We start from the raw sequence: 18,504 nt of genomic DNA on the forward strand, positions 1-18,504 counted from the left end.
GGGTGTTGCTCAGGCGCTGGCGTTACGCGCCCGGTTGCGAGCGGCGCGGCGCTTCATCGCGCGGCGCTCGTCCTCGCTGAGGCCACCCCAGACGCCGGAGTCCTGGCCGGACTCGAGCGCCCACTGCAGGCACTGCTCCATGACGGGGCAGCGGCGGCAGACAGCCTTGGCTTCCTCGATCTGCAGCAGCGCAGGACCGGTGTTGCCGATGGGGAAGAACAGCTCGGGGTCTTCCTCACGACAAACGGCGTTGTGACGCCAGTCCATGGCTGCTACCTCTCCTTGGTATTACACGTTTGTTGCTTGTGAATGTGAACGCTTTCACGAATCCCCCCGCAGGTGACGGGCCGACCCCCAGATGGACTGGGTGTGGTCTGTGATGGTGAGGAGGGGTTCTGGCTCTCAGTGGAGGCCGGTGTTGCGGGCCGTCCCGATCGCCATGAAGAGATTCCCAAACCTGGGCGACGGATACAACCCCTTCTGGAAAGTTTTTTTTGATTCCTCGGTGTCGACTAGGTCACAGGCGCACTTCTTGGGGGTGGGACCCAGTCCAAACGTTCGAGTTAAAGGACTTTCGGCCCTTCCACTCACACAATCACACGCAGTGCACGGCGTACGCCTGTGAACGTCACGCTCGTACGCAGTCCCAGGTGGTCACCGTCCATCTGGAAGGGCAGTGGAACCTTTGAATGCAAGGTGAAGTCCGTGAGGTCATGCCGTGAAACGGCATGCTTCCCGCGCGGCCCCTTCTCGGGGCTCGAAGTGAGCAGCTGGGTGCCGTACAGGGCCACCGCCGGAGTGGACAGACGCTTCAGTCCGAGGACGTCCAGCGCGGTGTCGAAGGAGGCCTTCGGCGAGGCGTAGACCGGACGATTGCCCAGGTAGGTCCAGGGTGCGGTGTTGCAGATTATGGAGAGCGCGAGGTCGGTCACCGGGTCCTGGCCGGGCACGTCGAGCGTGATCGTCCCGTGTCTGCGGTGGGCCTCGTTCAGGAACTGCCGCACCACCTGGCGTACGTACAGGGCGTGCGTCGAGCGCTTGCCGCCCTCGCGTTTCTGTTCGACCCGCCCGACGACTCCGGCGTCGAACCCGAGTCCGGCACAGAAAGTGAACCAGCGTTCGGGGACGGACTCGTCCTCCGTGCCCGGGGTGCCGGCGGCCAGGCCCAGACCAACCGTGCGTTCGGTCCGGTTCTCCAGGGCGTCCAGGATCGCGCCGGTCGCCTCCACCGCGTCGTTCGGCAGCCCCAGGGCGCGCGCGAAGACATTCGTGGACCCGCCGGGCACCACGGCGAGCTTCGGAAGGCTGTCCACGTCCGGGCCCCGGTGCAGCAGCCCGTTCACGACCTCGTTCACCGTGCCGTCGCCGCCGAGGGCGACCACCAGATCGATGTCGTCGCTGTCCGCGGCCCGCCGCCCCAGATCCCGTGCGTGCCCCCGGTACTCCGTGGTCACCGCCTCCAGCTTCATCTCGCTGGCCAGCGCGTGGATGAGCACGTCACGGGTGCGGGCACTGGTGGTGGTAGCAGCTGGATTGACCACGAGGAGTGCGCGCATGACGGCCAGCCTACCTACCGGGCGGTTCGAGACCGAAGCCCCGGTTCGCTGCGCTCCAGGGCGGTGACGGAGCGTGACGCCCTACCCCGGTGCACCGCCGAACGGGTGCGGCTCCCGCGCACCCCGGCTTCACTTCCGGGCCCCGGGGATGCCAACCTGAAAGGCGTGAGCACTCAGCAGACACCGTCCACGCCGTCGCCCTCCACCGCGGAGCGCCCGACCAGGATCACCGTCCTCGCCGGGGTCAACGCCCTCGAAGGCGTGGCTCTCGCCGTCGGCGGGATCTACCTGCTGATCATGGGGCTGCTCGGAAAGCTGGAAAGCACGCAGCAGGCGGAGACGGTCGGGATCACCCTGGTCGCGCTCGGCGCCATCCCGCTGATCGCCGCCCGCGGACTGCTGCTGCTGCGCAGCTGGAGCCGGGGGCCCGCGCTGATCACCCAGATCATGGCGCTGCCGGTGGCCTGGACGCTGCTGCGCTCGCAGGGTGCGCTGATCCCCACCGGGATCGTTCTCGCGGTGGTCGCCGTCACCGGCCTCGTGCTCGTCCTGAACCCGGCGACCACCCAGGACCTGGGCATCCGCCGGGGGCCGAGGACGACCCCCGACGCCTGAGCCTCACGGCCCCGCTCGTCGCCCCTCGGCTCACTCCTCGACGAGCAGCCGCTCGCGGAGCTGCGCCAGGGTGCGGGCCAGCAGCCGCGAGACGTGCATCTGCGAGATGCCGACCTCCTGGGCGATCTGCGACTGGGTCATGTTCCCGAAGAACCGCAGCAGCAGGATCCGCTTCTCGCGCGGCGGCAGGTCCTCCAGGAGCGGCTTGAGCGACTCCCGGTACTCCACGCCCTCCAGCGCCTCGTCCTCCGAGCCCAGCGTGTCCGCCACGGCCGGCGACTCGTCGTCCGTGTCCGGCACGTCCAGCGAGAGCGTGCTGTACGCGTTGGCCGACTCCAGGCCCTCCAGCACCTCCTCCTCGGAGATGCCGAGCCGCTCCGCCAGCTCGTGCACGGTCGGCGAACGGCCGTGCTGCTGGGAGAGCTCCGCGGTGGCCGTGGTCAGCGAGAGACGCAGCTCCTGGAGGCGGCGCGGCACCCGCACCGCCCAGCCCTTGTCCCGGAAGTGGCGCTTGATCTCGCCGACCACCGTGGGAGTGGCGTACGTCGAGAACTCCACCCCCCGGTCCGGGTCGAACCGGTCCACGGACTTGATCAGCCCGATCGTGGCGACCTGCGTCAGGTCGTCCAGCGGCTCGCCGCGATTGCGGAACCGGCGGGCCAGGTGCTCCACCAGCGGCAGATGCATGCGCACCAGCCGGTTGCGGAGCTCCGCCTTCTCCGCGGAACCGTCGGGCAGCTCCCGCAGCTCGAAGAACAGGGCCCGGGCCCCGCTGCGGTCGTGTGGATCGTGGTGCCCGTGCTCGCTCATCTGGCCCGCCCGCTCTGCCTGCGACTGCTGCTCCACCGCGACGTCGAAGCCCTCGGGCCCGTCCGCTCCGTCCTCCGGATGCGGTCGGGCCTGTTGCTCCGGGATGCCTGCTGGGCGCACCACCCCGGATCGGATCGTCTCGTCCCGCACAGGACCGTCCCCGTTCCCGTCGCTCACGCCGGCCCGGGGCCCGCGCCGCGCTGTTTGTAGAGGCTGATGCTGACCGTACGGTCGTCCGCGACCGTGGAGTCGACCTTGCCGGCCAGCGCGGAGAGCACCGTCCAGGCGAAGGTGTCGCGCTCGGGCGCCCGGCCGTCGGTGGTGGGCGCCGACACCGTCACTTCGAGGGAGTCGTCGACGAGACGGAAGACGCAGCTGAGGACCGAGCCCGGCACGGCCTGCTGGAGCAGGATCGCGCAGGCCTCGTCGACCGCGATGCGAAGATCCTCGATCTCGTCGAGAGTGAAGTCCAAACGCGCTGCGAGACCGGCCGTGGCCGTTCGCAGCACCGACAGGTAGGCACCCGCAGCGGGCAGCCGGACTTCCACGAAGTCCTGATTCCCGGGCTCGCCTGCGATCTGGGACACCCTCACCTCCAAGGTGGCACAAACTCTTTCGAGGTTCCGGGAAGGGTGGCCCGGAGCCATGCGGTCCGTCGACGGTTCTTCGGCTCGGCGACGTTATCGGATCCATGATGCCGTGTCGTACGGACCCCACACCGCGACCGTCACTCATGGTAACTCCATGAGTACGGAAAGTGGCTAGGGGTCTGCGGCGTCCAATTGCGAAGAACCGGCGCCGCATTGACGTACCCAGGCGTCAGACGATCGAACCGTCCTCGAAGCACCAGCGCCAGCTCTCGTCCGGCTCGAAGCTCCGCATCACGGGGTGACCGGTCGCCCGGAAGTGTCCGGTGGCGTGCCGCAGCGGCGACGAATCGCAGCAGCCGACGTGCCCGCAGGTCAGACAGAGCCGCAGCTGTACGGGGTGGGTGCCCGCCTCCAGGCACTCGGGACACGTCTTCCCGAGCGGTACGGGCTCGGGGCGTGGCAGTTCCGCTACATGCGCACACTCGCTCATGATGGGCAGGTTACGACGGATCGAGGACGGTGGGATGGACGCGCTGCCGCTGATCGCCCTGGTCGCCGTGAGTGCGGCGGTGGCCGGTGCGGCCCGCCGCACTCCGGTGCCCGCCCCGCTCGTGCTGGTCGCCGTAGGCCTCGTGGCCGGCTACCTGCCGGGCGTCCCGACGTACCACCTGGACGCCCATGTCGTCCTCCCGCTGCTGCTTCCGCCGTTGCTCCATACGGCGGCCCTGGACAGCTCCTACCTGGATCTGCGGGCCAACATCCGGCCGGTCGCCCTGCTCTCCGTGGGCTACACCCTCTTCGCCACCGTGGCGGTGGGCTGGCTCGCGTACCGGATCATCCCGGACCTGCCGCTGACCGCCGCCCTGGTCCTGGGGGCGGTCGTCGCCCCGCCGGACGCCGTGACGGCCGCCGCGATCGCCCGCCGGGTCGGGCTGCCCGCCCGGGTGACCACGATCCTCCAGGGCGAGTCCCTGGTGAACGACGCCACGGCGATCACCGCCTTCAGGGTGGCGCTGGCCGCGGCCGTGGGGGAGGGGATGAGCTGGGGCGCCGGAATCGGCGAGTTCCTGCTCGCCGCGATCGGCGGGGTCGGTGTCGGGCTGCTGCTGATGGTGCCGCTGCACTGGCTGCGCACCCACCTCAAGGAAGCGCTCCTCCAGAACACGCTGTCCCTCCTGATCCCCTTCGTGGCGTACGCGGCGGCCGAACGGGTGCACGCCTCCGGTGTCCTCGCCGTGGTCGTCGTCGCCCTCTATCTGGGGCACCGTTCCTGGCAGGTCGACTTCGCCACGCGTCTTCAGGAAGCGGCCGTCTGGAAGATGGTGGCGTTCATCCTGGAGTCCTCGGTGTTCGCGCTGATCGGCCTCCAGCTGCCGTTCGTCCTGAAGGAGCTCGGCCCGTTCGGCGTCGAGGAGGCCATCGGTTACGCGGTCGTGGTCTTCGTGGCCGTCGTCGTGGTCCGCTTCCTCTGGGTCTACCCGGCCACCTATCTGCCCCGGTGGCTCTCCCGGCGGGTGAGGGAACGGGAGCCCGGCACCGACTGGACCGCGCCGCTCATCGTCGGCTGGGCCGGGATGCGCGGAGTCGTCTCGCTCGCCGTCGCGTTCTCCATCCCGCTGGTCACGCAGGACGGCGAACCGTTCCCGGCCCGCAGCCTGGTGCTGTTCCTGACCTTCACCACCGTCATCGGGACGCTGGTGATCCAGGGCCTGACCCTGCCCGTCCTCGTCCGCGTACTGAAGCTGCCGCACCCCGACCCGCAGACCGTCACACTCATCGAGGCGCAGGCCCAGAGCGAGGCGTCCGAGGCGGCGGAGGCCCGGCTGCGGGAACTGCTCGACGACCCGCACAACAGCCTCCCGCCGCCGCTGGCCGACCGGCTGCACACGGTGCTGGAGCGCCGCCGCAACGCCGTCTGGGAGCGGCTGGGCGCCGCCGACCCGGTCACCGGCGAATCGGCGGACGACACCTACCGGCGGCTGTCGCGGGAGATGATCGAGGCCGAACGCGAGGTCTTCGTCCGGCTCCGGGACGAGCGGCGGATCGACGACGAGATGATGCGGACGTTGCTGCGCCGGCTGGACCTGGAGGAGGCGGCCGCCTACCGGGAGACGGACGACTCCTGAAGCGGCGCGTCCGGGGCGCCGGTGATCACGGCCGCCACCCGGGTGCCCGGCGCGAACGCCCCCTCGTCGGTCAGCGCGGTCAGCGCGAACAGCAGCTTGGCGACGTAGACGCGCTCCACGGGCAGCCCGTGCCGGTCCTCGAAGCCGTCGGCGAAGGCGTCCAGTTCCGGGGTCGTACGGGCGTAGCCGCCGAAGGCGAAGCGCTCCTCCAGCGCCCAGTCCCCGGCCGGGCCGCCGAACGCCTCGCGCTGGAGCCGCGTCACCTCCCCGGCCAGGAAGCCACCGCCGACCACCGGCACGCCCAGCGCCCGCTGCCCGGGATCCAGCCCGCCGGCGAGCCCGGCCAGCGTGCCGCCGGTCCCGCAGGCCACGGCCGCCACATCGGCCTCTCCGGCCAACTCGCGCCCCAGCGCCGTACAGCCCTGTGCGGCCAGGGCGTTGCTGCCGCCCTCCGGGATGACCTTCACGTCCCCGAACCGGCTCAGCAGCCCCGCCAGGACCTCGGGGGACGCCTTCGCCCGGTACGTCGTACGGTCCACGAAGTGCAGCCGCATCCCGTCGGCCGCGCACCGGGCCAGCGAGGGGTTGAGCGGCCGGTGCGCCAGCTCGTCGCCGCGGACGACGCCGACGGTCCCGAAGCCCAGCAGCCGCCCGGCCGCCGCGGTGGCCCGGAGATGGTTGGAGTACGCGCCCCCGAACGTGAGCACGGTGCGCCCGGCGGCGGCTTCCAGATTGAGGGCGAGTTTGCGCCACTTGTTGCCCGGCAGATCGGGGTGGATCAGATCGTCCCGCTTGAGGAACAGCCGCACCCCGCGGCGGGCGAAACTCTCGTCGTGGACCTCCTGCAAGAGGGAGGGGAGGCGGGGCCGCAGGAGGGCGTCGAGGCGGGGCGGGCCGGGGGGCGGGCTGGTCACCCGCTCATTGTCGCCTGCCTGCTGCGGGGACGGCGTTTCAGGAAGAGGCCAGCCAGAGGTCCGGGCCGAACACCTCGTAGTGGATGTCGGCCGGCCGGACTCCGGCTTCCAGCAGCCGGCCCCGGACGGCCCGCATGAAGGGGAGCGGGCCGCACAGATAGGCGTGCGTTCCGGGTCGTACGGTGACGCCGTCCAGGTCGACGAGGCCGGTGCGGTTCGCCGGCCGGCCTGCCTCCGGGGCCTCGTACCAGAAGTGCGCCTCGGCGTCCGGGAGCTTCTCCGTCAGCCGTACGTGATCGGTGCGCAGGGCGTGGTCGGCCGGTGAGCGGTCGCCGTGCACGACGGTGACCGGGCCCTGGTGGCCCTCCTGGGCGAGGTACTCCAGCATCGACAGCATGGGGGTGCAGCCGATGCCCGCCGAGGCCAGCAGCAGGGGCGCGTCCAGGTGGTCCAGCACCAGGTCCCCGTAGGGGACGGAGAGGCGCAGCAGGTCACCCGCGCGGGTGTGCTCGTGCAGGTGGCCGGAGACCTCGCCGTCGGGCGAGCCCTGGCCGCGCACGCGCTTCACGGTGATCGACCGGAGCCGGGAGCCGGGTGCGCAGGAGAGGCTGTACTGGCGTATCTGGCGCGCCCCGTCCGGGAGTTCGACCTGTACGGAGACGTACTGGCCGGGCCGGAAGGCGGGCGCGGGCCCGTCCTCGGCCGGGCGCAGCAGGAAGGTGGCGACGTCCTCGGTCTCCTCGACCCGGGCGGCCACCTCCCACGCGTGCCAGACGTCGCCCGCCAGGACGCCCTGCTGGGCGTAGAGGCGTTCCTCGACGGCGATCAGGGAGCCCGCCATCAGCCAGTAGACCTCGTCCCAGGCGGCGGCGACCTCCGGGGTGACCGCGTCGCCCAGGACGTCGGCGATGGCCGCGAACAGATGGGTGTGCACCACCTCGTAACTCTCCGGGGTCACCCCGAGCGAGGCGTGCTTGTGGGCGATCCGGTCCAGCATCACGTCGGGCCGGGTGCCGGGCCGCTCGACCAGCGCGGTCGCGAACGCGGCGATGGAACCGGCCAGGGCCCTGCGCTGATCGCCTGGGGCCTGGTTGCCCCGGTTGAACAGGTCCCGCAGCAGCTCGGGGTGGGCGGCGAAGAGCTTCTCGTAGAAGAGGTCGGCGATGTCCCCGATGGCCGCGCCGACGACGGGAAGGGTGGCGCGGACGGTGGCGGTGGACCGGTCGGAGAGCATGAGGCTCCTTGTTATTGGAATGCTGGATGCGTATTTAAGGGCAAGGGGAACTCGCCCCGCACGGGTGTGCGTGAGGGTGCGGGGCCGGGACGGGGTCAGCCGGGTGGTGGGCCGCTGCCGATGCCCAGCAGGAGCGGGCCGGTGGGGGAGGCGACGAGGTCGGTGACGGTGATCGGGTCCAGTGCGGCGTAGAAGGCCTCCTGGGCTCCGCGCAGGGCCCCGCGCAGTCGGCAGGCGGAGCGGAGCGGGCAAGGGGTGTCGCCCTCGCACTCGACGACCTCCTCCGGCCCCTCCAGCTCCCGCACCACCGAGCCGATCGACGCGGATCGGCCGGCCGAGGTCAGGGTGAGTCCGCCGCCCCGGCCGCGCCGGGCGTCGAGGAGGCCGAGATGCTGGAGCCGGGCGACGACCTTCGCGGCGTGGGTGTACGGGACCCGCATGGTGGCCGCCACCTCGCGGGTGGTCGGCGCTTCCGTGCCCTCGGCGACGGCGAGCCGCATGAGGACGCGGAGTGCCACGTCGGTGAATCTCGTCAGCCGCATGAGGTCACCGTAGATAAGTTGCACAGATGATGCAAATTAAAGGGGTGGTCCGGTGGCGGGGATCAACGTGCCCCGCCTGAAGGCGGATTAGTCACACTCTTTTGTGTAATGGCGGGTCTCCCCCTCCTGCTGAAAGTCTTTTCCTCGCAGGTCAGCCCATGATCGAGAGGACGTCAGATGTCCGTTGGTGAAGAGGTTCGCGACACGCAGGCGCCACCGCAGCAGAGTCTGGGGACGGCAGCTGCGCGGAACCTCGCGACGACCACCAAATCCGCGCCGCAGATGCAGGAGATCACCTCGCGGTGGCTGCTGAAGATGCTGCCGTGGGTGCAGGTACAGGGCGGTACGTACCGGGTGAACCGTCGGCTCAGCTATTCGGTCGGCGACGGCCGGGTGACCTTCGTCCAGACCGGGGACCGGGTGGCCGTGATCCCCGCCGAGCTGGGGGAGCTGCCCGCTCTGCGGAACTTCGGGGACGAGGAGGTCCTCGCCGAGCTCGCCCGCAGGTGCGAGCAGCGGGACGTGGCCGCGGGGGAGGTGCTCGCCGCCTCGGGGGACGCGGCGGACCGGGTCTATCTGCTGGCGCACGGCAAGGTCGAGAAGATCGGCTCCGGCCTCTACGGGGACGAGACGGAGCTCGGGGTCCTCGCCGACGGCGCGTACTTCGGCGACCAGAGCCTGGTCGACGGCTCCGCCGTCTGGGAGTACACCGCCCGCGCGGTCACCCCGTGCACGCTCCTCACCCTGAGCCGGGCCGACGTGTACAACCTCGCGGAACGCGCCGAATCCCTGCGCGGCCACCTCGCCGGACTGCTCTCCATCCCGCATCAGCGGACCAACCACTACGGCGAGGCGGCGATCGACCTCTCCGCCGGCCATGTCGGCGAGGCGGTCGTCCCGCACACCTTCGTCGACTACGACGCGGCACCCCGCGAGTACGAACTGAGCGTCGCCCAGACCGTGCTGAAGGTCCACAGCCGGGTCGCCGACCTCTACAACCAGCCGATGAACCAGACCGAGCAGCAGTTGCGGCTCACGGTCGAGGCGCTCCGCGAGCGCCAGGAGCACGAGCTGATCAACAACAGGGAGTTCGGCCTTCTCAACAACTGCGACTACGGGCAGCGGATCCAGCCCCACGACGGGGTGCCCGGCCCGGACGACATGGACGAGCTGCTCTCGCGCCGCCGCGGGTCGAAGCTCTTCCTCGCCCACCCGAAGGCCATCGCCGCCTTCGGCCGCGAGTGCAACCGGCGCGGACTCGTCCCGGAGAGCGTCGACATCGGCGGCCACCACGTGCCCGCCTGGCGCGGGGTGCCGATCTTCCCGTCCAACAAGATCCCCGTCACCGACGCCCGCACCACCTCCATCATCTGCATGAGGACCGGCGAGGCCGAGCAGGGCGTCATCGGCCTCCAGCAGACCGGCATCCCCGACGAGATCGAACCGAGCCTCTCGGTCCGCTTCATGGGGATCGACGAGCAGGCGATCATCTCCTACCTCGTGACGGCGTACTACTCCGCCGCCATTCTGGTACCGGACGCCCTCGGAGTGCTGGAGAACGTCGAGGTCAGCCGCTGGCGCTGATCCCGAGTCACCCCGGGGGTCCGGGCGGCAGCGGCCGCCCGGACCCCCGGGTCCGCACCCACCGCCTCGCCCCAGGGAGTTGACCGTGACCATGACCAGTACGGACGCAGCGACGGAAGGGCACGAGGCCGCGGCGCTCCTGGAGCGCACCCGCGCCGTCGTCGACCCGCATCTGCGATCGGCCGTGGAGTCGTTGCCCGGCGGCATACGCCGGATCGCGATGTACCACTTCGGCTGGCAGAACGCCGACGGAACCCCCGCCGCCGGCCAGGCCGGAAAGGCCATCAGGCCGGCCCTCGTGCTGGCCGCCGCCCGCGCGCTGGGCGGCGATCCGGAACGCGCCGTCCGGGCCGCCGTCGCCGTCGAACTCGCCCACAACTTCACCCTGCTCCACGACGACGTCATCGACGAGGACACCACCCGCAGGCACCGGCCCACCGCATGGGCGGTCTTCGGCATCCCGGACGCCATCATCAGCGGCGACGCCATGCTCGCCCTCGCCCAGCGGCTGCTGGCCGAGGACGCGCATCCGGCCGCAGCGCTCGCCGCCGCCCGGCTCTCCACCTGCGTCATCGAGCTGTGCGCGGGCCAGCAGGCGGACTGCGCCTTCGAGGAGCGCGGCCCCGACGAGGTCACGCTCGACGAATGCCTCGCCATGGCGACCGCCAAGACCGGCGCCCTGCTCGGCTGCGCCTGCGCGCTCGGCGCCCTCTACGCCGGGGCGGAGGACCGGGCGGTCCGCGCGATGGACGGGTTCGGACGGGAGGCCGGGCTCTCGTTCCAGCTCATCGACGATCTGATCGGCATCTGGGGCGACCCCGGCCGCACCGGCAAGCCCGTCGGGGCCGACCTGTCCGCCCACAAGAAGTCCCTGCCCGTGGTCGCCGCCCTCACCTCCGGCACCCCGGCCGCCGCCGAGCTCGCCGCGCTCTACCGGGGGCCCATGAACACCGCCGCCGAGGTGAGCAGGGCGGCCGACGCGGTGGACCGGGCCGGCGGGCGGGACTGGGCCCAGGTCTGCGCGGCCGACCGGATGGCCCGCGCGGTCCACCACCTCTCCCGCGCGGTCCCCGACCCGAGCGCGGCGGGCGACCTGCTCGCGCTGGCCGAATTCGTCACCCGCCGGACCAGCTGACCCACCTCGGGTGACCGGCGGCACCCTGTCAACTCTAGTATTCCGGAGGTTGGTTGAAGGAAGGCAGCAGAGAGGCGGCAGCCCGTCATGGGTATACGGATCCAGCAGGCGGAGCAGCGCGACCGGGAGCTCGTCGTCTCGGTCATGGAGGAGGCTTTCCATGACGACCCGGTCAGCAGCTGGGTGTTCCCCGACGAGGCGCACCGGCGCGCGGTGCACGGCAGGTTCCTCGGCGTCTTCGTCGACGTCGCCCTCGCCGAGGGGCGCATCGACATCGCCGAGGACGAGGCCGCGGTCGCCCTCTGGCTGCAGGTGCCCGCCGGGGCCCCCGAGGAGGAGGACCCCACGCCCGCGCTGATGCGGCAGACCGCCGACCCGGACAACGAGCGCTGCGAACTGGTGGGCAGGCTCACCGGGGCGATCCACCCGCACGACCGCGCGCACGCCTATCTGCTGATGATCGGCGTCCGTCCCGAACGCCAGGGGGAGGGCATCGGGGCGGAGCTGATCGGAGCGGAGCTGGAGCGCTGTGACCGGGAGGGCCTGCCGGCCTATCTGGAGGCGAGCAGCGCCCGGAGCCGGGTGCTGTACGAGCGGCTCGGCTTCCGCTTCCTCAGCCGGGCGGTCGACCTGCCGGACGGTCCGCCGATGTACCCCATGTGGCGGGAACCTCACGCGCGTTGACGCCCCGTCGGTTCGCTGCGGAGGGTGGTACGGCAGTTGTCCGAGGCGGGGGCTACAGTCCCTGCTCATGACAGATGAGTCGTGGGCCGGCTGGTACCGGGACAACAAGGGTTCCGACGCCGCCGTTCTCACCACGGACGGACAGCGGATCCGGCTCCGGATCAGAGGGGCCGACTTCGAGGGCGAGAGCTTCGACGGCCTGAGCCCCGTCGCGGGCGCCCCGCCGGAGGACGGGTTGTTCGGTCTCCGGGACGGCGCGCTCACCGACTGCGTCCTGGAGTGGGACCGGACGCTGCCCGTCCTCGTCGCGGGCACGCCCCGCCACGCCACCCTCACGTGCCTGCTCTCCCTGCGCCGGGCCGACCCGGATTTCCACCTCGCCCTCCATCTGGACGGCGCGGTGTACGAATCGGCCCGCGCCGAGCGCGACTTCGCCGCGGCCCTGGCTGCCGTGGAGCGGGCCCTTCCGGACGACGTCCGTGTGCAGACCCGTGCCGCCTGGCCCGGAGCCGCCTGACCCGAAGCCCGTCCTGCCGCCACCGGCAACCACCCCCAACCTCCCGTCACCGACGAACCGTTCGCGTCCGCCCCGTACCGCATCCCGGTACGGGGCGGACGCGCGTTTCCCCGTCGCCTTCTCCCGTTGCCTCCATCCCATTGTTCTACTAGCATGCCAACAACGGAGGTTTTCCATGACAAGCAAGAACCTTGGCCGCGTCACTCTCGCCGCCCTGCCCTTTGTCCTCGCACTCCTCATCGACCTCACGCTCTACGCCGCCATCGCGGACCGCCTGCCCGACCGGCTGGCCGTCCACTTCGACGCCGCCGGATCCGCCGACGGATATCTGGGCTTCACCGCCTATCTGCTCTACACGCTCCCCTCGCTGCTGGTGCTCGGCGCGCTGTGGGCCTTCATCGCGGCCAAGGGCAGGCTCCACGGCCGCGCCCGCCGGTGGCTCATCGGCGGGGGCTTCGCCGTGGCCGCGTTCCTCGGCTATCTGCAGATCGCCGTCCTGTTCGTCAACGTGGACGTCCCCGAGGGCGGTTCGGCCGACGGGTTCCCGCTCTGGCACATCGCGGTGGCCCTCGGGGCGGCCGCCCTCGCCGGAGCCCTCGGGCTGCTGCTGGCCCGGCTGGTCCCCGTGCCCGACGACCCGCGCGACCCGGACCCGGCGACCCGGGAGAGGATCGTGCTCGCCGACGGCGAGGTGGCCGCCTGGGGGCGCGGCATCGGCGCCTGGTGGGCACCCGTCGCCGTGCTGGTGCTGCTGTCGGCCGGTGTCACCGTCGGCCGGGAGCAGAGCTGGTTCATCGGGGTGCCGCTGATCCTGCTCGCCCTGGTGGCGGGCACCTTCTGCCGCCCCCACGTCACCGTGGACCGGCGCGGTCTCACCGTCTCCGGACTGCTGCCCCGGCCCCGGGTGCGGGTGCCGCTGGAGCGGATGGAGGTCGCGGACAGCCGCCCGGTCAACGCCCTGGCGGAGTACGGCGGCTGGGGCTATCGAATCCGCCCCGAGCGCAGCGGCGTCATCACCCGCTCGGGTGAGGCCATCGTCGTCAGCCTGACGAGCGGCCGCGAGTTCGCCGTCACCGTCGCGGACTCGGCCACCGGCGCCGCTCTGCTCAACACGCTGCTCGACCGGCAGCGGGCGGGGCGCTGACCATGCTCTTCCGGGTCGATCCCACCTCCACCGTGCCGCTCGGGGACCAGATCGCCGCCTCGGTCCGGCGTGCGGTCGCCGAGGGCGCCGTGGCCCCGGGCGAGCGGCTGCCCGCCGCCCGGGCGCTCGCCGAATCCCTCGGCGTCAACGTCCACACCGTCCTGCGCGGCTATCAACGGCTCCGTGAGGAAGGGCTCATCGAACTGCGCCGCGGACGGGGCGCGGCGATCACCGCGGGCGCATCGCCGCAGCGCGCCCGGCTGCTGGAGAGGGTGCGCGAAGCGGTCGCGGACGCCCGGGACCTGGGCATGACCGAGGACGAACTGCTGACCCTCGTCCGTAACGAACTCGACGCCTGACAGGGGGAGGCGTCGGGACCGCGAAGAGGACCGTTCCGGAAGCGGAACGGTCCTCTGTCGTGTGGGGGGTGCCGGCCGGTCCCGGGACACGGGACCGGCCGGACGAGCGCGGCGACGCCGGGGACCTATCGACGCCCCGGGGGCGCGATGACGTCAGGAACGTGACGGCGTCCGGAACGTGACGGCGTCAGGATGCGGAACGGGCGAGCGAGGCCAGGCCGTTCTGCCACAACTGGTTGACCCGGGCCCGCTCGTTGGCGTCCGGCTGCGCGTTGGTGCAGGACGGGCCGGGGCCGCCGCCGGACATCAACTCGCTGCACGGGCCGGAGTAGTTGTCCGGCAGGCCGAGCACGTGCCCGGTCTCGTGCGTGGTGACGCGGGTCGAGTCGTACTGCTGGTTCTGGGCGTAGTCCAGGAAGATGTACCCGCGGCCGTGGCCGTCGGTGCTGGCGTAGGAGCCGCGCGGGTCGTTGCCCTCGCGGTAGGTGAAGTCGGCGCCGGAGCCTTCCTGGAGCTGGACGTTGGAGACCGAGCTGTTCCAGATCTGCGTGCTGTTGGCTATCTGGCTGCGGAAGGACGGCGCGCCGGAGGCGTCGTAGGTGACCGTGACGGCCTTGATGCCCGGGTTGGCCGCGCGCTTCTCGGCGACGGACTTCATGACCGCGTCGAGGAAGGCGCGGTTGGCGGCGGCGTTCTCGCCGGAGCCGTTGTACGCGGCGATGGTGGAGGAGGCGGAAGGGGCGGCAGGGGCGGCAGGGGCCGGAGCGGCGACAGCGACCGGTGCGGTGCCCAGCGCGGCGACGAGACCGAGGCCGGCGGCGGCGGTGGCGACGGCGTTCTTGAGGTGTCTCATGGGGGGATTTCTCCTACCTGTCCGAACGAACCCACGCCGTGGGGGTGTCCGCTGAACGGACAAGGCGTGGGGCGGTACGGGGAAGAGTGTGGTGCAGCGCACAGTCGCCGGGGATGATGCCGAACGGCGATAGCACCGCCCTATCGCCACCCGGCCCTGCTTCTTTGCGCACGTCAGACGTTCACCGTCATGCCATGCCCACGTCGTCAACACGGCATCGCCACAGTCCTCCGAGCCCAACACTCCCTGAATTGATGCTGTTTGGTGGGGTTGCGACGTCTGGTGCCCGGCGGACGGCGGTCATAGTCTCCGCTGCATGGAGCTGGAGGTGAGACACCTCAAGGCGCTGTGCGCCATCGCCGACGCGGGCAGTCTGCACCAGGCGGCCCGTCGCCTCGGCGTGAGCCAGCCCTCCCTGACGACCCAGCTGCGGCGGATCGAGAACGTGCTCGGCGCCGAACTGTTCTTCCGCGAGCGGACCGGCTGCCGCCCGACGTCCCTGGGCCGGGCCGTCCTGAGCCGGGCCCGGCCCCTCGTCGACGGCATGAGCGACCTGGTGGCCGCGGCGCTGGAGGAGGCCGAGGCCGCCCGGCCCCGCGGCTCCCGGCTGCGCATCGGGTCGACCGCGAGCCGGGTCATCGGCGGCTGGCTGCGCCGGCTGCGGGTCGCCCTGCCCGGTACGGACATCTCCCTGCGGGTCGACGTCTCCGCCCACGAGCTGTTGCGCTCGGTCGCGGCGGGCCGCCTGGACGTCGCTTTCGTGCACGAGGTGGAGGGCTGCCCGCTGACGCTGCCGGAGGGCCTGGAGCAGCGCGTACTCGTGGACCGGGAACCGCAGTTCATCTCCCTCTCCCGCGACCACCCGGCCGCCCGCCGCCGGGTGGTGGAGCTCGGGGACCTCGCGGGCGACCCGTGGATGGTCGATCCGACGGTGGACGGCGAGTGGGACGGGGTACGCCGGGTGCTCGGCGCCGCCGGACTCAACCCACCGGTCCTGCACGGCGACTACCTCACCGCCGCCTCCCTCGTCGTGCTCGGCGAGGCCGTCGCCCCCTGCCAGCCGACGTCGGGACCGCGCGACGACATGGTGATCCGACCCCTGCTGGGCGACCCGCTCGCGGTACGCCTCCTCCTGGTCTCCCGGCCCGGGACCGACATCGAGGTGGTGTACGCGCAGTTGGAGGACGCCTACCGAGACGCGGCGCGACGGGCGAGCGGCTACCACGAGTGGCTGCTGCGCCACCGCTCGCCGCTGGCCCGCACGCCCTGACGCCGTACGGCTGCGCCGGTCGGCCTCTCAGCCCGTCGGCCCCGGAGAGTTCCCCGTTCTGCTGACAGCGTGCACGGGTTCCTGCACCGCCTGCCGCCGGGCAGAGTCGTCCCATGAGGCTTCTGATGCTGGGCGGTACGGAGTTCGTCGGGCGGACTGTCACCGACGCGGCGCTGGAGCGGGGCTGGGATGTCACGGTGTTCCACCGCGGCCGCCACGCGCCCCCGCCCGGCGTGAGCGCGCTGACCGGGGACCGGACCGCGGGTGGGCGGGGGCTCGCGGCGCTGGCGGAGAGCGGGCAGGACTGGGACCTGGTCGTCGACACCTGGAGCGGTGCCCCGGCGGCCGTCCGGGACGCCGCCCGTCTGCTGTCCACCCGGGCCGGGCACTTCAGTTACGTCTCCAGCCGCTCGGTGTACGCCTACCCGGCCGCTCCCGGGCTCGACGAGAACGGCCCGCTGGTCACCGGCGCCTCGCCCGACGACGGCGGGGACGTGCCGTACGACCGGGCCAAGCGCGGCGGCGAGCTGGCCGCCCTGGACGCCTTCGGGGAGCGGGCCCTGCTGGCACGGGCCGGGCTGATCATCGGCCCCGGGGAGAACATCGGCCGGCTTCCCTGGTGGCTGTCGCGGATCGCCCGCGGCGGACCGGTGATCGCCCCCGGCCGGCCCGACACGGAGCTCCAGTACGTCGACGTCCGGGACCTGGCCGAGTGGATCCTGGACGCCGCGGCGGACGGGCTGCACGGCCCGTACAACACCGTCAGCCGCCCCGGCCACACGACCATGGGCGAGCTGCTGGAGGCATGCGTCCGCGTCACCGGCTCCGATGCCGAACTCCGCTGGACGGATCCGGAGGTCCTGCAGGCCGCCGGGGCCGAGCCCTGGAGCGACCTGCCGATCTGGCTGCCGCGGGGCGAGCTGCACGACACGATGCACCGCGGCGACCACACCAAGGCACACGCGGCGGGGCTGCGCTGCCGCCCGGTGGAGGAGACCGTCGCGGACACCTGGGCCTGGCTGCGCGCGCTCGGCGGCACGGCTCCCCAGCGCCCCGACCGCCCGGCCGTCGGCCTCGACCCGGAACTGGAGGCGAAGCTGCTGGCGCTCTGACGGCTGCCGACGCTCTGTCACTCCGCCTCTCCGACACGCCGCTCCTGTGCGCGTGTCGCGCGAAGAAACCACCCATAGGCCTACGCAACGGGACAAGAGCGGCGTGTCATACAAAACGACAAAGTGATGACCATGCATATTGCGCGGCATGGAACAGAAGGCGCGCAGGCGCGGCAACGCAATCCGGGCAGCAGTGACAGTGGCCACGGCCGCGGCGATGGTGGGCGTGCTGGCCCCGGCCGCGGGTGCCGATCCGCTGCCGGGCGGACTGGGACCCTGCCTCGGCAGCTCCTGCCCGCCCAGCTGGAACGACCCCAACAACGGCCCGGTCGTCGGATTCGACAGCAACATCAACGTCTTCGTCGGCGGGGACTTCCTGGTCCGCGAGGCGGCGGCCGAGGCGGAGGGCAAGGTCGTCACCCTCGGTGAGTTCGACATGAACAAGCGGGAGGGGGTCTCGCAGGTCTACAACGTCGGTATCGCGGGCGTCGGTTCACGGGTGCCGCCGCCGGACGGCTCCGACTATCTGACGACGGGCGGGGACGTCACCATCGCCGACGGTCAGCGCCTCCTCGCCGAGGAGGGCGAGCACTCCGGCCGCGTCGCCTACGCGGGGGACCTCACGGGCACGGTGAACCCCACCACCGCCCCGCGCTTCGACGCGGACGCGGCCGCCCCGTACACGCAGCTGCGCCCGCAGCTCACCGAGGCCAGCCGGTGCTACGCCTACGACGGCGACGAGCACCGGGAGGCGACGGGCACCTGGGAGCAGGTCGGCGACCTCATGACGTTCACCGGCGACGGCACCTCCGCGATCCAGATCTTCGACGTGGACGCGGACCTGGAGTCGGAGACGGGCGGCAACACGGGGTTCGTCTTCAACGGGATCCCCGAAGGCGCGACCGTCCTGGTCAACGTGTACGGCAGCACCCGCAGCGTCGCCACGTTCATGGGCTCGTTCCCCAACGAGGGCCTCCGCGAGAACCTGCTGTGGAACTTCCCGGACGCCACCGCTCTGTCGCTGACCGGCCCGGCCCAGTTCGAGGGCAGCATCCTGGTCGGCCAGCCGGCGAGCTCCACCGTGCTCAGCATGAGCGGCACCAACGGCCGTTTCTACACGGCGGGTTCGCTCACCCACACCTCGCAGGGCCAGTCGGGTGGCCAGGAGATCCACGCGTACCCCTTCGACGGGGACCTGCCGTCGTGCGCCCCGGAACCGACGCCGACCCCGACGGACCCGACTCCGACGCCTACGGACCCGACCCCCACCCCCACGGACCCCACGCCGACCCCTACGGACCCCACCCCCACGCCGACGGACCCGACCCCCACCCCCACGGACCCGACGCCGACGCCGACGGATCCCGCGCCGACCCCCACGGACCCGACGCCGACCCCCACGGACCCCACCCCGACCCCCACCGACCCCACCCCGACCCCGACGGACCCCACCCCGACG

General features: G+C 71.8%; 19 protein-coding genes and 1 pseudogene. 11 read left to right on the forward strand and 9 right to left on the reverse strand.

Going from position 1 to position 18,504, the window contains the following annotated elements:
- Positions 1 to 9 precede the first annotated feature (9 nt).
- Together IE134_RS29195 and IE134_RS29200 are read right to left on the reverse strand one after the other, a co-directional pair.
- Positions 10 to 267 (reverse strand): WhiB family transcriptional regulator, encoded by a 258-nt coding sequence (locus IE134_RS29195; RefSeq protein WP_003953983.1) that lies wholly within the window; start codon positions 265 to 267, stop codon positions 10 to 12.
- A 320-nt stretch (positions 268 to 587) separates the two neighbouring features.
- The gene (locus IE134_RS29200) at positions 588 to 1,556 is read right to left on the reverse strand and encodes a diacylglycerol/lipid kinase family protein (protein ID WP_010061515.1); all 969 of its coding nucleotides are present in this window, start codon (positions 1,554 to 1,556) and stop codon (positions 588 to 590) included.
- Between the two features lie 165 nt (positions 1,557 to 1,721).
- On the opposite strand from IE134_RS29200, the gene IE134_RS29205 reads away from it, so the two are divergent.
- Positions 1,722 to 2,171, forward strand: coding sequence for a hypothetical protein (locus tag IE134_RS29205; RefSeq protein WP_032763749.1), 450 nt, complete (start codon positions 1,722 to 1,724; stop codon positions 2,169 to 2,171).
- Positions 2,172 to 2,201: 30 nt separating this feature from the next.
- Here the strand turns inward: IE134_RS29205 and IE134_RS29210 are convergent, their stop codons facing one another.
- The 3 genes from IE134_RS29210 to IE134_RS29220 all read right to left on the reverse strand — a co-directional run bounded on the left by IE134_RS29210 (position 2,202) and on the right by IE134_RS29220 (position 4,061).
- Positions 2,202 to 3,158 (reverse strand): RNA polymerase sigma factor SigF, encoded by a 957-nt coding sequence (locus IE134_RS29210; protein ID WP_373296724.1) that lies wholly within the window; start codon positions 3,156 to 3,158, stop codon positions 2,202 to 2,204.
- Complete coding sequence (locus tag IE134_RS29215; RefSeq protein WP_003966375.1) at positions 3,155 to 3,568, reverse strand: ATP-binding protein; 414 nt, start codon at positions 3,566 to 3,568, stop codon at positions 3,155 to 3,157. The genes IE134_RS29210 and IE134_RS29215 overlap by 4 nt, the downstream gene beginning before the upstream one ends.
- A gap of 232 nt (positions 3,569 to 3,800) precedes the next feature.
- Positions 3,801 to 4,061: a UBP-type zinc finger domain-containing protein gene (locus IE134_RS29220; protein ID WP_030716598.1), complete on the reverse strand. Its 261-nt coding sequence runs from the start codon at positions 4,059 to 4,061 to the stop codon at positions 3,801 to 3,803.
- Between the two features lie 34 nt (positions 4,062 to 4,095).
- Between IE134_RS29220 and IE134_RS29225 the strand changes: the two genes are divergently transcribed.
- Positions 4,096 to 5,697, forward strand: a complete 1,602-nt coding sequence (locus IE134_RS29225) for a Na+/H+ antiporter (protein ID WP_098018049.1) — start codon at positions 4,096 to 4,098, stop codon at positions 5,695 to 5,697.
- Here the strand turns inward: IE134_RS29225 and IE134_RS29230 are convergent.
- From IE134_RS29230 to IE134_RS29240, 3 genes are all read right to left on the reverse strand, one after another.
- Positions 5,673 to 6,611 (reverse strand): 1-aminocyclopropane-1-carboxylate deaminase/D-cysteine desulfhydrase, encoded by a 939-nt coding sequence (locus tag IE134_RS29230; RefSeq protein ID WP_098018047.1) that lies wholly within the window; start codon positions 6,609 to 6,611, stop codon positions 5,673 to 5,675. The genes IE134_RS29225 and IE134_RS29230 overlap by 25 nt on opposite strands.
- 37 nt (positions 6,612 to 6,648) lie before the next feature.
- Positions 6,649 to 7,845 (reverse strand): globin domain-containing protein, encoded by a 1,197-nt coding sequence (locus tag IE134_RS29235; RefSeq protein WP_189432180.1) that lies wholly within the window; start codon positions 7,843 to 7,845, stop codon positions 6,649 to 6,651.
- A gap of 95 nt (positions 7,846 to 7,940) precedes the next feature.
- The gene (locus tag IE134_RS29240; RefSeq protein WP_097944699.1) at positions 7,941 to 8,387 is read right to left on the reverse strand and encodes an RrF2 family transcriptional regulator; all 447 of its coding nucleotides are present in this window, start codon (positions 8,385 to 8,387) and stop codon (positions 7,941 to 7,943) included.
- Positions 8,388 to 8,564: 177 nt separating this feature from the next.
- Here IE134_RS29240 and IE134_RS29245 point away from each other — a divergent pair, with 177 nt between their 5' ends.
- The 6 genes and pseudogenes from IE134_RS29245 to IE134_RS29270 all read left to right on the forward strand — a co-directional run bounded on the left by IE134_RS29245 (position 8,565) and on the right by IE134_RS29270 (position 13,810).
- Positions 8,565 to 9,971 carry a family 2B encapsulin nanocompartment shell protein gene (locus IE134_RS29245; RefSeq protein WP_030716587.1) on the forward strand — a complete coding sequence of 469 codons (1,407 nt, stop codon included), beginning with the start codon at positions 8,565 to 8,567 and terminating at the stop codon, positions 9,969 to 9,971.
- A gap of 91 nt (positions 9,972 to 10,062) precedes the next feature.
- Positions 10,063 to 11,106, forward strand: a complete 1,044-nt coding sequence (locus tag IE134_RS29250) for a family 2 encapsulin nanocompartment cargo protein polyprenyl transferase (protein ID WP_189432186.1) — start codon at positions 10,063 to 10,065, stop codon at positions 11,104 to 11,106.
- 87 nt (positions 11,107 to 11,193) lie between these two features.
- Positions 11,194 to 11,790: a GNAT family N-acetyltransferase gene (locus IE134_RS29255; RefSeq protein ID WP_126930784.1), complete on the forward strand. Its 597-nt coding sequence runs from the start codon at positions 11,194 to 11,196 to the stop codon at positions 11,788 to 11,790.
- 67 nt (positions 11,791 to 11,857) lie between these two features.
- A pseudogene (locus tag IE134_RS29260) lies at positions 11,858 to 12,280 on the forward strand (DUF6304 family protein); the annotation flags it as partial.
- A 202-nt stretch (positions 12,281 to 12,482) separates the two neighbouring features.
- On the forward strand, positions 12,483 to 13,451 hold the full coding sequence (locus IE134_RS29265; RefSeq protein ID WP_030716575.1) for a DUF1648 domain-containing protein: 969 nt from the start codon (positions 12,483 to 12,485) through the stop codon (positions 13,449 to 13,451).
- Positions 13,452 to 13,453: 2 nt separating this feature from the next.
- A complete protein-coding gene (locus IE134_RS29270; protein ID WP_006127498.1) occupies positions 13,454 to 13,810 on the forward strand; it encodes a GntR family transcriptional regulator in 357 nt (118 codons plus the stop codon).
- Positions 13,811 to 13,997: 187 nt separating this feature from the next.
- On the opposite strand, the gene snpA is transcribed toward IE134_RS29270, so the two are convergent.
- The gene (gene snpA, locus IE134_RS29275; protein ID WP_098018037.1) at positions 13,998 to 14,663 is read right to left on the reverse strand and encodes a snapalysin; all 666 of its coding nucleotides are present in this window, start codon (positions 14,661 to 14,663) and stop codon (positions 13,998 to 14,000) included.
- Between the two features lie 316 nt (positions 14,664 to 14,979).
- On the opposite strand from snpA, the gene IE134_RS29280 reads away from it, so the two are divergent.
- The 3 genes from IE134_RS29280 to IE134_RS29290 all read left to right on the forward strand — a co-directional run.
- Positions 14,980 to 15,933, forward strand: coding sequence for a LysR family transcriptional regulator (locus IE134_RS29280; protein ID WP_189432182.1), 954 nt, complete (start codon positions 14,980 to 14,982; stop codon positions 15,931 to 15,933).
- A gap of 125 nt (positions 15,934 to 16,058) precedes the next feature.
- A complete protein-coding gene (locus IE134_RS29285; protein ID WP_098018034.1) occupies positions 16,059 to 17,045 on the forward strand; it encodes an NAD-dependent epimerase/dehydratase family protein in 987 nt (328 codons plus the stop codon).
- A gap of 148 nt (positions 17,046 to 17,193) precedes the next feature.
- Positions 17,194 to 18,504 (forward strand): choice-of-anchor A family protein (locus tag IE134_RS29290; RefSeq protein WP_229823761.1); only part of this gene is annotated, 1,311 nt, incomplete at its 3' end.

This window comes from Streptomyces rubiginosohelvolus, from assembly GCF_014649875.1.
GTDB classification, from domain to species: domain Bacteria; phylum Actinomycetota; class Actinomycetes; order Streptomycetales; family Streptomycetaceae; genus Streptomyces; species Streptomyces rubiginosohelvolus.